Source organism: Pseudonocardia pini, from assembly GCF_013870575.1.
GTDB classification, from domain to species: Bacteria; Actinomycetota; Actinomycetes; order Mycobacteriales; family Pseudonocardiaceae; genus Pseudonocardia; species Pseudonocardia pini.
On the sequence record NZ_JACBXB010000081.1, the window covers coordinates 1 to 12,239 of the forward strand.

A 12,239-nucleotide genomic window follows, 5' to 3' on the forward strand; every position below is an offset into this window, starting at 1 on the left:
CCAGGCAGGCTCGACGAGCGCTCACGCCGGTATCACGGCCTCGCGGACCAGCCCGACGATCCGCTCGGCGGGCAGCGCCTCGGCGAAGTAGGTGTTCGGCGCGAGCAGCAGGTTCGTCAGCACGACGATCGTGGTGCCGGTGGGCGGGTGGAAGTAGACCGAGGACTGGAAGCCGGGGACGGCGCCGTCGTGGCCGACGAGCCCGGCGGCGGTCCGCATGACCCCCAGCCCGTAGCCGGAGTCGGCCCCGTACCGCACCCGCTCGGCCTGGACCTCCGGGCTGAGCAGCGACCCGGTTGCCAGGGCCTTCGCCCAGATCGCCATGTCCTTCGCGGTGGAGACCGCGCCGCCGCTGGCCTGGCCGTTGGTGGGCAGGTCGGTGACGTCGTTGGGCCGGGTCCCGGGGGCGACGGTGATCTGCGCGTTCGCCTTGTCCCCGGCGAGGGCCGCGTTGTACGCCGCGTTGCCCTCCTCGTTGGTGCCGAACATGTACCCCTGCGGGTGCGGCTCCGGCAGCGTGCCGTCCGACCAGGCCGGGAGGCTGGACTGTGTCATGCCGAGCTTGTCGAACACCGTCTCGCGCACGAGGGTCGGCAGCGGGGTCCCGCTCGCCTTCTCCGCGATCGCGCCGAGCAGCTCGTAGTTGGTGTTCGAGTAGTGGTAGCCCTGCCCGGGCGGGAAGTACGGCGGGTGCGCCAGCGCGATCCCGAGGACCTCCCCGGTGGTCCAGGGGCGCGTCGGGTCCTTGTCCAGGGTGAGGTTGAAGTAGCCGTCCTCGGTGTAGTTGAACAGCCCGGCGGTCATGTCCAGCAGCTGCCGGACCGTGATCGCGTCGCCGTTCGGCACGCCCGGCCAGTACTTCGTGACGGGGTCCTCCAGCCCGACCTTCTTCGCGTCGACGAGCTGCAGCACCACCTCCGCGGTCAGCGTCTTGGTGACGCTGCCGATCTTGAAGTGGTCCTCGACGGACATCGGGCGCCCGCCCTGGTCCGTCGTCGACCCGAGTGCCGTCTGCCAGGTGCCCCGCCCGGGGACGTCGACGTAGAGGCTCGCGCCGGGGATCTGCAGCTGGGCCATGAGCGCGGTGATCTGCGGCTCGAGGGCGGCGGCGTAGTCCGGCGCGGGAGGGGCGGCGGCGGGGGCCGGGGCGGTCGAGCAGGCGGCGAGGGCCAGGACCGCGCCGGCGAGCGCGGTGACGAGCCGGGGCAGAGCCATGAGGGTCCTCCGGGTGACGGGTGGGCTCAGCCCACGGTGAAGACGGGTGGGGCGAGGCCTGCCACGCAGCCGAGATCGGGGGCGTCCGGCCTGGCCAGGAAGCTCTCGACGACCGTGCGCGCACAGACCGGGGACCAGTTGGTGACGTCGTGGCCCGCGTCCGGGAAGGTCACCCGGACCGCGTTCGGCAGGGTCTCGGCGGCGAGGTCGGCGTTGGACGGCGCGGTCACCCCGTCCAGCGCCCCGGCCAGGACCAGCACCGGCAGCTCGCTCCTCGCGGGCTCGCGGACCGACGGCGGGGCGGACGGGACCGTCCACTCCGTACAGTCCGCGAACAGGAACGGCAGCTGCGGGACCAGCGACAGGACCTCGGTCGGCAGGTCGGGGAACGCCGCGCGGCCACCGGCGAGGAGGTCGCCCGGGGCGCCCGCGAGCTCGGCGCAGAACACGCCGTAGAACAGTCCGTGGCCGGTGAGGCCCGGTGGTGCGGCCCCGCCCTGCAGCATCGCGGCCGCCCGGCTCCCGTCCCCGCGGGCCAGGTCGTCGACGATCCGCGGCAGCTCCGCGGCCGCGCCCGGCTCCGTGGCGGACCGGGCCAGGACCTGGGCGACCTTGAAGCCGTCGACGACGACGTCCCCCGCGGGCGTCGAGACGGTGCGGGGCTGCGCGGCGAGCTCGGTCACCACGGCGGTGAAGTCGGCCCGCAGGGTGGGGTACGCGGCCTGGCAGGCGGGCTGGGCGGCGTAGCCCGCGACCACGGCGTCCAGCATGGACGCGACGGCGGGCCACATGCGGTCCGGCGTCTGCTGCGGCGGCAGCACCGAGTCCACGACGACGCTGCGGATCCCCTCCGGGTGGTCGCGCAGGGTCTGCAGGGCGAGGTCGCTGCCGTACGAGACGCCGTAGACGTTCCACGCCGCGATGCCCAGGGCGGTGCGGAGGTCCGCGACGTCGGCGCTGTTCTCGGCCGTGCCGTACGCCGCGAGGTCCGCGGTGGGGCGAGCCGCTCGTGGCAGGCCCGGACCGCGGCGGCGCTGCGGACCGCCGTCGCGGGGTCGAAGGTGTCCAGCCCGACCGACTCGGCCGCGAACGCGTCGATCTCGGGGCAGGACAGCACCGGCTCGGCCTTGTAGGTGCCGCGCTGCTCGAGGAAGATCACGTCCCGGTCGGTGTTCCAGCCTGCGGCGATCTTGGCCGCCACGCTGAACGTGCTGCTCGCGCCGGGGCCGCCGGTCAGGTAGACGAGCGGGTCGGGCGCGGGCGAGGGTGCGGTCGCCCTCGCCCGGAGGACCGGGAGCCGGATCGTGCGGCCGTCGGGGACGGCCCGGTCCTCCGGGACGGTCAGGTACCCGCACTCCACCCCCGCGGGGATGTCGAGCTGCGGGAACCCGGGGACCACCGGGTTCGGGCAGGGCGCCACGGCGTAGGACGCGGCCGGCGCCGCGGGCGACCCGCACCCTGCGAGGACGACCGCGGCGGCCAGGACGGCAGCCGCCCACCGCATCAGTGCCCCGCTCGGGTCAGCAGGAGCTCCGCGGTGGCCGAGACGAGGTCCGGGTCGTGGACCTGGACGTAGTGGTCGCTGCCGGTGTCGACGACGTGCGGGGTGCGCGGGGTCAGCGCGACGAGCTTCTGCTGGCCCTCGGGCCACGCCCGGTCCAGCGCCGGGCCGAGTGTCGGCGGCGCGCCCGCGGGCAGCGGGAACGGCTCGGTCTTGGACAGGACCACCGTCGGGACGGCCGGGTAGGCGGGTGCCGCACGCACCTCGGCCGCGCTCGCCTCGACGTCCACGACCTCCGCCGCGGCCGGGTCGTTCGCGAACTGCGGGACCGGGTCCGCGAGGACCGCGGCGTGCTCCGGCCAGACCGCGCCCATCAGCTCGGGGAACTCGACCGGGAACGCGTCGACGAACACCACGCCGACCACGTCGGCCGGGTGCAGCTGGGCGTAGAGCCGCGCGAACAGGCCGCCCATCGAGTGCCCGACCAGCAGGTACGGGCCCGGCACGGCCGCGGCACCGAGCAACGCGTGCAGGTCGTCGACGACCGCGCGCGCGGTCCGCGGCATCGGGACCGGGGTGCTGCGGTCGGTGAGTGCGAGCGGGTCGGCGTAGCGGAAGGTGCCCGGCCGGTCGTAGGCGCAGACCCGGTTCCCGGCCGAGAGCCGCTCGAACACCGAGGGCCCGACCGCGGGGGCCGCCGCGTCGGTGAGGTTCCACGGGTCGGACGAGTCGTGGTAGCCGGACTCCAGCACGATGGTCGGGCGACCGGCGGTCTGCGGTCCGGCGCAGTGCAGGTAGAGCTGCCTGCCGCCGCCGATGTCGACCGGGCCGTCGACCACCGCCGACGCGACCGGGGTCGCGGACGGCGGCTGTCCGGCGGAGGGCAGCGCCGCCGGCGCGCAGCCCGCGAGCACGGCCAGCAGGAGCAGGAGCAGGGTGGGGCGGCGCATTCGCGAACCCTTCGGAGCTCGGAGCCCGCGCGACCCCGGCGGGGCCGAGCCGCTGCTCGTCAGACGATCGCGACCGAAGCTAGATCGTCCGGCCCCGCACCGACAGCGACCTAGGTCCAGTCGGCGGACGAGACCACCGTCCGGTCGGGGTGTCCCATGATCTCGGGGGTCCGGGGGTGTGCGCCGCGTGCTCGTGCTGTTCGCGACGCTCGGCGCCGAGCAGGATCACCTTCCCGTCGAATCCGAGTCGGCGCAGCTCTTCGGCCGCCGACACCCCGGCGAGCGAGCCGCCGACGACGGCGACGGCGCGAAGAGCTCCAGATCCTCGCGTGAGAATGCCAGATGTGTGCGCGTTCACCGGGCGGCTCCGTCCCCTCTAGAACGAATGGTCGAGTCCCCCCGTGCCGATTCCGGATCCGGCCCCGTTCAGGAAGATCGTCCGATGGAGTCGCGCGATGCGCTCGGGGGTGTCGATGCCGTCCGGCCGGTACCAGAAGACGGTCCAGTTCAGCAGGTTGAGCAACGACAGTCCGAGCTCCTGAACGGTGAACTCCGCGGTGAGCAACCCGGCCGACTGTCCGTCGGCGATGACTCCACGGACGATCGCCTCGTAGCGGTCACGCAGCTCGATCACCGCCGCGCTCTGCGGCTCACCGAGCGACCTCAGGTCGAAGAACGTCGTCGCGTGCAGGTCGAAATCGGTCAGCAACGACTCGACGTGAGCAAGGATGAGCGCATCCAGCCTGCCGAGGGGATCCCCGACCTCCGCGATGGCAGCTTCCGAAGCCATCCGAATGCGCATGATGGATTCGACGCAGATGCGATACAAGAGGTCGTCCTTGGAACTCAGATAGTGATAAAGGGATGACTTCTCGATGCCCAACGCCGCCGACAGCTCCCGCATCGACGTCGCATGAAATCCCTTCATCCTGAATTGACGGGCGGCGTGCGCGAGCAGCAGATCGGCCGTCGGCTCGTCGCCGTTCCGGCGGCGCCGAGTGCTGCGCCCCTTCGACTCCGTCACCTCGTTCCCTCCGACGACCGCATCCCTGCCCCGTCACTCACGTGGGTCGCCGGCCACCAGCTCCGAGGTGAAACACCACGGGACACCGAGGCTCGTCGCCGGATCGGTGACGAGGGACGAGGAGGTCCGGGCCCGGACGCCGACCTTCTGCGCCTCGAGGTGGCGGGCCGCCACATCCAGGTCGCGAACCTGCCAGGTGATCGAGTGGTAGCAGTCGTCGGGCGCAGTCCGCCGGTGGTCGGCGAGGACCGGGACGTGCGCCTCCACCCCATCGGTCGCCATGGGCTGTGCGTACTCGAGGGTCGAGCCTGCGACATGGACGTAGGTGCTGTGTGTGCCGAGGAGATCGTTCCACCCCTCCCCGATCACCGTGCCACCGAGGACGTCGACGGCGATGCGCAGCGCCCGCCCCACCTGATCAGTGAGCACAGTGTGGTGTGAACAGCGCTGGATACCGAGCGGGTCGTCCGGGGAGACCTCCGGCAGTACCCAGCCCGCGTCGCGCCTGGCGTCGCCCGGGTAGGGCACGTCGGCCGGGAAGATCTCGTAGCTCAGCCCGGCGTCCTCGGCCAAGGTCCAGAAGAGGATCATGGGCCGCGACGACGCCTGCGGAGGGTCGTCACCGTCGGCGATCCGGTTCCGCTGGTCGACCACCCGAATCCCGTGCTCGCGCAGCGCCGTGAACGCGGCCCCGGGGTCCTCGACGTAGAAGGCCAGGGACTTCAGGTGCGGCTCCGTCACAGTCGGGTACCGCTGTACACCGTCGATCACGTACCGCTGCGGATCGATGGTGTCGAAGTAGACATCCTGGATGAGGGTGAAGGCGCAGTAGTCGCGGGGGTACGCGGGATTGAGTGCACGCACCTCCGGGCTGATCAGGTCCTCCATCACGGTGCTCCGGCGACCGAAGACACGGGTGAAGAAGTCCATGGCCTCGGCCAGGTCGGGGACGCGGAGGCTCGGGTGGAACAGGCTGTGGACGCGGTGGGCCACGGCTCCTCCTTTCGGTGCGACGTTCGAACCGTCGCGTCGGTCAGCGAGCGCCGTCATCAACTGTCGTAATCCGCCCTTATCGGCTCTCCGAGCGACCCTCTGGGGCCTAGACAGAAGCCTGACCGTCATCCAAGCCGCCCCGTCCTTCTGGTTGCGGGCGAGCTTGCGCCGCTAACCGAAGCTCCTGGCTAGAACGAGTTGATCTACTCAGTCGTCGGCGTACAGGGGAGCTTCGCTCGCTCGGGTGACGCCATGCCGCAGCAGCTGATCTCGCCTCTGACCAGGCCGGATAGGGCTCAGTTGTCCCGGGGGTTCCGAGTTGTCAGAAGGTAGCCGCCAGGAGGCTTGCCCGGGGCTGGAGCGACAAGGCGCAGGCGCCCGAGTTCCGTGAAGTCGTGCTTGCGGAGTCGATCGGCGAGCGCGTCGAGGGTCCACAGGTAGGCAGGCGAGGCTCGGTGGTCGTAGTGAACCCAGTCATGACCTTCCGCGGTATCGGTGATCTGGGCACCGATGAGGAGCGGACCTCCCGGCTCGATCACGCGAGCGAACTCGGCCAGGACGGACGGTAGCAGGTCCGGTGGCGTGTGGATCAACGAGAAATTGGCCAGGACTCCCGCGACCGCGCCATCCCGGGCCTCCAGTTGAGCCATCGAACCAACCTCATAGCGGAGGTCGGGACGGTATCTGCGGGCGATGGCGACCATGGCCGGTGACAGGTCGATTCCGTAGGCACGGATGCCAGCTCGGTCTAGGTGGTCGGTCCACTGTCCAGGGCCGCAACCCGCGTCGAGTACGTCACCCGCCGATCCGCTCGCGCGGATGATGTCGGCGAACGCCGTGATCATCGCTTTCGGCAGCGCGTCGATGACGGCATCGCTCTCGCGCACCATATCGTCGTACAAGTCGGCGACTTGGTCGTAGTCTCGGCGGATTCGTTCCAGTACTTCTTTCTCATTCACTTGCTGAACGGTATCCGTCCTACTCTGTGGTCCCGTTATGGGGTGGCGCGCGCAAACCTCAGACGGCTACATCGCTGATCAGGTGAGCCACTGAGCCTCTTGAACTTGGCTGAGGAGCGGCACACGGAGCCCCCTCAGGCGCTGGCCGACGTCGGTGCCAGTGAGCCCTATCCGCTTGACCCGCAGCAGTCCGCGCTCCAGCTCGAAGTCCGACCAGCGCAGCGCGACGAGCTCACCGCGGCGGGCACCCGTCGTCACCGCGAGCCACAGGAAGACCCCGAGCTCCTCGTTGACCGCTCCGGCGGCGTTCAGGAGCGCGGCGATCTTTTGAGGGCGAGGGGGGAGCGCCTGCCGCCGGGCGAGCTTCGGCGGGTGCGCGTAGTCGGCCGGGTTGCGCTCGATCCAGCCCCACGAGACGCCGTAGTTCAGCGAGGCCGACAGGATCGCGTGCACCCGACGGACAGCGCCCGCGGACATCGGCTTGCACACGTGCCCGGGCGTCGGGCCGGTGCAAAGCTGGTTGCACCGGCGGAGGTGGGTGTAGAGCTTGTCGAGGATGTCCACCCGGTGCCGGAGCTTCCGAATCGGCATGTCACCAAGCGCGGGCTTGATCGTCCGTCAGATGTAGCCGGCCGACGTCTCAGCTGTGCTCAGCTCGTGATCGACCGTCTCCATCCAGCGATCGAGAAGCGTCCCGACGGTGCGCTTCAGCTCGACCGTCACACCGCTGTCGGCGAGCGCGAGCAGCCGCTCCTTGTCCGCCTCAGCGTCTGCGCGAGAACGCCGGACCTCGCCGCGGAGGTACGTCGGTTTGTGCGTGATCGGGTCCTTGCCCGCGTACACGCGGGCCCGGAATCCCGACCTCAGAGTCTCGATCGAGCCGCTGGCCATGAGCAGAAGCTAGTGCCTCGTGCGAGAACGTTGCCGTCGTAATCGACCCGGTCTGACTGCCTGGGAGGCTGTCGCTGGAGGTGGGCGATGGCGCGGCAGCCTGAGGTGTTCGTTCGAGAGCTGAATCCGGCCGAGGCGCAGCGGTTGGTGAAGATCACCCGCACGGCTCGGGACCGGGTCCGCCTGCGGCGGGCCGGGATCGTGTTGGCCTCGGTGCAGGGCCGCAGCGCTGCCGAGGCGGCGGCGATGTTCGCCGCGACCGCGCAGTACGCGCGGGAGGTGATCCACGCGTTCAACGACAAGGGGTTCGCGGCGCTGGACCCAAAATGGAGCGGGGGCCGACCTCCTAAGTTCGGCCCCCACGTCCGTGAGCTGGTCTGCCGGGTGGCTCGGACCCCACCTGCGCAGGTCGGGCTGCCGTTCACCACCTGGAGCCTGTCCAAGCTGGCCGAGCACCTGCGTCTGCAACACCGGGTCGAGATCAGCATCGACACCGTGCGCCGGATCCTGCGCGAGGCAGGAGTGCGCTGGCAGGCCACCAAGACCTGGAAGGCCAGCAAGGACCCGCGGTTCACCGAGAAGATGGCCCGGATCCTCGACCTCTACGACCGCGCCGCCGACGGTCGGCTCGACCGCGGCGCGCGGGTCATCTGTGTCGACGAGTTCGGGCCGCTGAACCTGCAGCCCCGCCCGGGCCGGGGCTGGTTCCCGACCGGGCACCCGGCCCGGCTACGGGCCACCTACAGCCGCCACGGCGGGGTCCGGCACATGTTCGCCGGGCTCGACCTGGCCTCCGGGCAGCTGTTCTACCGGCTCCGCGACCGCAAACGCGGCCGCGAGTTCCTCGAGTTCCTACGCCAGCTCCGCCGCCGCTTCCCCACCGGGAGGCTGCACGTCGTCTGCGACAACTTCTCCCCGCACCTGCGCGGCGATGTCGCTGACTGGTGCACAGGCCACGACGTCGAGTTGGTGTTCACCCCGACCAACGCCTCCTGGCTGAACTGGATCGAGTCCGAGTTCACCGCGCTGCGCTACTTCACCCTCGACGGCAGCGACTACCCCTCCCACACCGCCCAGGAGGCCGCGATCGCCGGCTACGTCCGATGGGCCAACCGCCACGCCCGACCCAAGAAGCACTTCGCACCCGAGTCCAAGATCCGGCGGCCGCATTACCTACCCAACGTTGCCTGACGCGGCACTAGGACGAAATCCCGCGGACATGCCAAGACTCATGCCACGAGCCGATCAGATGTGGATCTTCCAGCGAGAGAAACAGGCCGCTGACCTGCTTCTTCTATGGAGCCGCCTTGGGGAGTCGAACCCCAGACCTACGCATTACGAGGCAACCGACGTGCGTCGCTCAGCGCTCTACCAGCACCGATCGCGCGGCTCACGGCGCTCATGACGCTGAGGTTGCAGGCAGAACTCGGACCTCATGCCCCGAGCCATGCCCAGCCCGGCAGGCCGACTCTTCAGGGCGACCGCGGTCGAGGAACGTCACCTCCAGCGTCAACCAGGCCATCGAGCATCGCCCGGAGGGGCGCGACATCGCCACGGTGGGCGAGCTGTGACACCCGCACGTTCTCCCCTGGGTTCATCGGCTCCCACCGCAGCCGCCACCCCGCGTCTGCGGCGAGCTGCGCGAGAAAGACCCGCTGCGTGCGACCGTTGCCCTCCCGGAACGGATGCAGCGCGTTGACGTCAGCGAACAACTCCGTCAAACCGTCGACGAACGGCGCCCGACCCAACCCACACAGGAACCCGCCGCGCGCCAGCCGTCCGAAGACGTCGTCGGCGAAGGGCTCGATGAACTGCGGCAGGCAGAACACTTCGCCCTTGCCGATCACCACCGACCGGAGCTCTCCCGCCCAGTCGTAGACATCGCCGAAGATGAACCGGTGAAACGCCTGCATGTGCGCGAGGTCGTAGCCGCCCGGAATCGGCTGCTCCTGCAACTCCACCAGACGCAGGGCGGTGAGCTCGGCCTCGACCTGCTCCAACTCGACGCGGTCGACGATCCCCAGCCGGTTCCGCAGGACGCCGTGCGCGGCGTCGAAGTACGGATCAGCGGAACTCACCGGCGATAGCGGGTCAGCACCTGCTCACGAGCCTCCGCAGGCGACAACCGCCCCTCGGCCACCGCCGCCAGCCGGGCCAGCCCCTCCGCGCTCGGCTCCAGTCCCTCAGCGCGAACAGACGCAAGGGCCTCGCCCACCGCCTCGCGGCGACCCGCCGCCGCAACCAGCTGCTCGTAGCGCTCCACCGACAACACCACCGCCTCGGCGCGACGGTGAGCGCCCACGAACACCGGCTGCGCACCAGGCTCCTGCACCCGGCGAAGAGCCGCAGCCAAGCCCGCACGGAACTCCCGGAACGACAGAACCTCAGGAAGCTGCACGACCACCAGTGTACGCAGATGCGTACACACTCGCGCCCACGAACTCAGGACGCACCTTCCGTCTGTCCGAGCAACACACTCGCCGGGGCATGAGTCCGTCATGCCCCGGCACACCGCCCAACATCCCCTGCCACAGACCGCTGAACAGAGCAGATAGCTCCGAAAAGCCCATGCCAAGAGCGAGTCGGCTGGTGCGCCGGTCTATCGAACCAGACGCTCCAACAGAACAGCCATAGGTCTCTGACCTGCGGAAAACAGTGGAGCCGCCTTGGGGAGTCGAACCCCAGACCTACGCATTACGAGTGCGTCGCTCTAACCGACTGAGCTAAGGCGGCGTGGTGCGTCGCAAAGTCTACCCACCGCGTTCGGCCGAGGGACCGGGCCCCCACTTCGTCACTCGGTCGGGTCGTCTTCGCTGGTCAGGCGTGCTGGGGGCGGGAAGGCCGACGATGCTCCGGTCATGGAGAGGGACGCGCGGCTCGGGGACGTGCTCGTGGCGGAGGGGCGGATCAGTGCCGCGCAGCGGGACTGGGCGGTGGCGGTCGCCGCGCGGTCCGACGTGCGGGTGGGGGCGGTGCTGGTCGGGGCCGGGTTGGTGCGGCGCGGCGAGCTGTACCGGGTGCTCGCGCGGATGTGGGGGCGGCCGTTCGTCGACCTGTCCGAGACGCGGGCCGAGCACGACCTCCTCCAGGACCTCGATCCCCACGAGCTCGCCGACCAGGGGTGGTTCCCGTTCCGGCGCAACGGGAACGAGGTCGACGTCGCCACCTCCGAGCGGCCGGACCCGGCGCGCACCAGGACCATCGAGGAGCGCCTGGGCAGCCGGATCAGCGAGTACGTCACCACCGACTGGGACATCCTCCAGGCCCTGCACACCGGCTACCGGGACACCGTGGTCGAGCAGGCGACCCTCGGGCTGTGGTCCCGCGACAAGGCGCAGTCGGCGCGTCAGGTGCTCTTCACCGGGCAGCGGATCGTCCTGTACGCGGCGTTGGCCGCGCTCGTCGCGGGGCTGCTCCTGGCCACCAAGGCCACGGTCGTCGCGCTGCTCGCGATCATCTCCGTGGCGTTCCTCGTGGCCGTGACGTTCAAGTTCGTGGTCTGCATGGTGGGTGTGCGGCAGGAGAACCACGTCCAGGTCACCGACGACGACGTGGCCGCCCTGCGCGACGCCGACCTGCCCGTCTACACGGTCCTCGTCCCGGTGTTCCGGGAGGCCAACATCGTCGCGCAGCTCATCGGCAATCTCGGCGCGCTGGACTACCCCGCCGAGAAGCTGGAGGTCCTGCTCCTCCTGGAGGAGTCGGACACCGAGACGATCGAGGCCGCGCGGGCGGCCGACCCGCCCGAGAACTTCCGCTTCCTGATCATTCCGCCGGGGCACCCGCAGACGAAGCCCAAGGCCTGCAACGTCGGCCTGTTCTTCGCCCGCGGTGAGCACCTCGTGATCTACGACGCCGAGGACAAGCCCGATCCGGACCAGCTCAAGAAGGCCGTGGTCGCCTTCCGCCGCGGCGGCGAGCGCCTCGTCTGCGTGCAGGCCGCGCTGAACTACTGGAACGCCTCCGACAACTGGCTGACCAGGATGTTCACCACCGAGTACTCGTTCTGGTTCGACTACATGCTCCCCGGGCTCGACCGGCTGAACCTGCCGATCCCGTTGGGCGGCACGTCGAACCACTTCCGGACCGGGGCGCTGCGCAGGCTCGGCGGCTGGGACCCGTTCAACGTCACCGAGGACGCCGATCTCGGCATCCGGGCGGCGGCCCTGGGCAGCACGGTGGGCGTCATCAACTCGACGACGTACGAGGAGGCCAACCGCGCCCCCGGCAACTGGGTCCGGCAGCGCTCCCGCTGGATCAAGGGCTACCTGCAGACCCTGCTCGTCCACCTGCGGCACCCGGTCCGGCTGGTCAGGACCGCGGGGCTGAAGCAGAGCGTGGCCTTCGCGCTGCTCATCGGCGGCACGCCCGTCACGTTCCTGTTCACGCCGCCGCTCTACCTGCTCTTCGTGGTCTCCCTGCTGCTGCCGCCCGACGCCCTGGCCGGGCTGTTCCCCGGCTGGGTGCTGTGGGTCAGCCTGTTCAACCTGGTCATCGGCAACGGGATGATGATCTACGTCTCCATGATGGGCGCCTTCAAGCGGCGCCGGTACGCGCTCGTCGGGTGGGCGCTGCTCAACCCGCTCTACTGGCTGCTGCACTCGATCGCCTCGTACAAGGCCGTGTGGCAGCTCGTCACCAAGCCGCACTACTGGGAGAAGACCCTCCATGGCCTCAGTCACTCCGCGCCCACGCCGTCGCCGTGG

General features: G+C 70.2%; 12 protein-coding genes and 1 tRNA gene. 2 read left to right on the top strand and 11 right to left on the bottom strand.

The annotated features are described in order from the left end of the window. Positions 1–21: 21 nt before the first annotated feature. The 8 genes from H5J29_RS07750 to H5J29_RS07785 form a co-directional block, all read right to left on the bottom strand. A complete protein-coding gene (locus tag H5J29_RS07750; protein WP_181780232.1) occupies positions 22–1,215 on the bottom strand; it encodes a serine hydrolase domain-containing protein in 1,194 nt (397 codons plus the stop codon). A gap of 26 nt (positions 1,216–1,241) precedes the next feature. Next, the gene (locus H5J29_RS07755; protein ID WP_312858112.1) at positions 1,242–2,714 is read right to left on the bottom strand and encodes an alpha/beta fold hydrolase; all 1,473 of its coding nucleotides are present in this window, start codon (positions 2,712–2,714) and stop codon (positions 1,242–1,244) included. A gap of 4 nt (positions 2,715–2,718) precedes the next feature. Further along, a complete protein-coding gene (locus H5J29_RS07760) occupies positions 2,719–3,666 on the bottom strand; it encodes an alpha/beta fold hydrolase (protein WP_181780234.1) in 948 nt (315 codons plus the stop codon). Positions 3,667–4,042: 376 nt separating this feature from the next. Next, entirely contained in the window at positions 4,043–4,690 is a 648-nt protein-coding gene (locus H5J29_RS07765) for a TetR/AcrR family transcriptional regulator (RefSeq protein WP_181780235.1), read from the bottom strand. Positions 4,691–4,723: 33 nt separating this feature from the next. Continuing rightward, positions 4,724–5,683, bottom strand: a complete 960-nt coding sequence (locus H5J29_RS07770) for a VOC family protein (protein ID WP_312858113.1) — start codon at positions 5,681–5,683, stop codon at positions 4,724–4,726. Positions 5,684–5,979: 296 nt separating this feature from the next. Beyond that, a complete protein-coding gene (locus tag H5J29_RS07775; protein WP_181780237.1) occupies positions 5,980–6,642 on the bottom strand; it encodes a class I SAM-dependent methyltransferase in 663 nt (220 codons plus the stop codon). A 78-nt stretch (positions 6,643–6,720) separates the two neighbouring features. Continuing rightward, positions 6,721–7,233 carry a tyrosine-type recombinase/integrase gene (locus H5J29_RS07780; RefSeq protein ID WP_181780238.1) on the bottom strand — a complete coding sequence of 171 codons (513 nt, stop codon included), beginning with the start codon at positions 7,231–7,233 and terminating at the stop codon, positions 6,721–6,723. 27 nt (positions 7,234–7,260) lie between these two features. Then, positions 7,261–7,533, bottom strand: coding sequence for a hypothetical protein (locus H5J29_RS07785; RefSeq protein ID WP_181780239.1), 273 nt, complete (start codon positions 7,531–7,533; stop codon positions 7,261–7,263). Positions 7,534–7,620: 87 nt separating this feature from the next. On the opposite strand from H5J29_RS07785, the gene H5J29_RS07790 reads away from it, so the two are divergent. Continuing rightward, positions 7,621–8,724 (top strand): IS630 family transposase, encoded by a 1,104-nt coding sequence (locus H5J29_RS07790; protein WP_181780240.1) that lies wholly within the window; start codon positions 7,621–7,623, stop codon positions 8,722–8,724. Positions 8,725–9,005: 281 nt separating this feature from the next. Here H5J29_RS07790 and H5J29_RS07795 read toward each other — a convergent pair whose 3' ends face one another. The 3 genes from H5J29_RS07795 to H5J29_RS07805 all read right to left on the bottom strand — a co-directional run bounded on the left by H5J29_RS07795 (position 9,006) and on the right by H5J29_RS07805 (position 10,266). Then, positions 9,006–9,611 (bottom strand): Fic/DOC family protein, encoded by a 606-nt coding sequence (locus H5J29_RS07795; RefSeq protein WP_181780241.1) that lies wholly within the window; start codon positions 9,609–9,611, stop codon positions 9,006–9,008. Next, positions 9,608–9,931 (bottom strand): antitoxin VbhA family protein, encoded by a 324-nt coding sequence (locus H5J29_RS07800; RefSeq protein WP_220187106.1) that lies wholly within the window; start codon positions 9,929–9,931, stop codon positions 9,608–9,610. The genes H5J29_RS07795 and H5J29_RS07800 overlap by 4 nt, the downstream gene beginning before the upstream one ends. A gap of 258 nt (positions 9,932–10,189) precedes the next feature. Then, positions 10,190–10,266: transfer RNA gene (locus H5J29_RS07805), tRNA-Thr, on the bottom strand. 125 nt (positions 10,267–10,391) lie between these two features. Between H5J29_RS07805 and H5J29_RS07810 the strand changes: the two genes are divergently transcribed. After that, positions 10,392–12,239, top strand: a 1,848-nt coding sequence (locus H5J29_RS07810; RefSeq protein ID WP_181780243.1) for a glycosyltransferase family 2 protein, incomplete at its 3' end; no start/stop codon positions are given.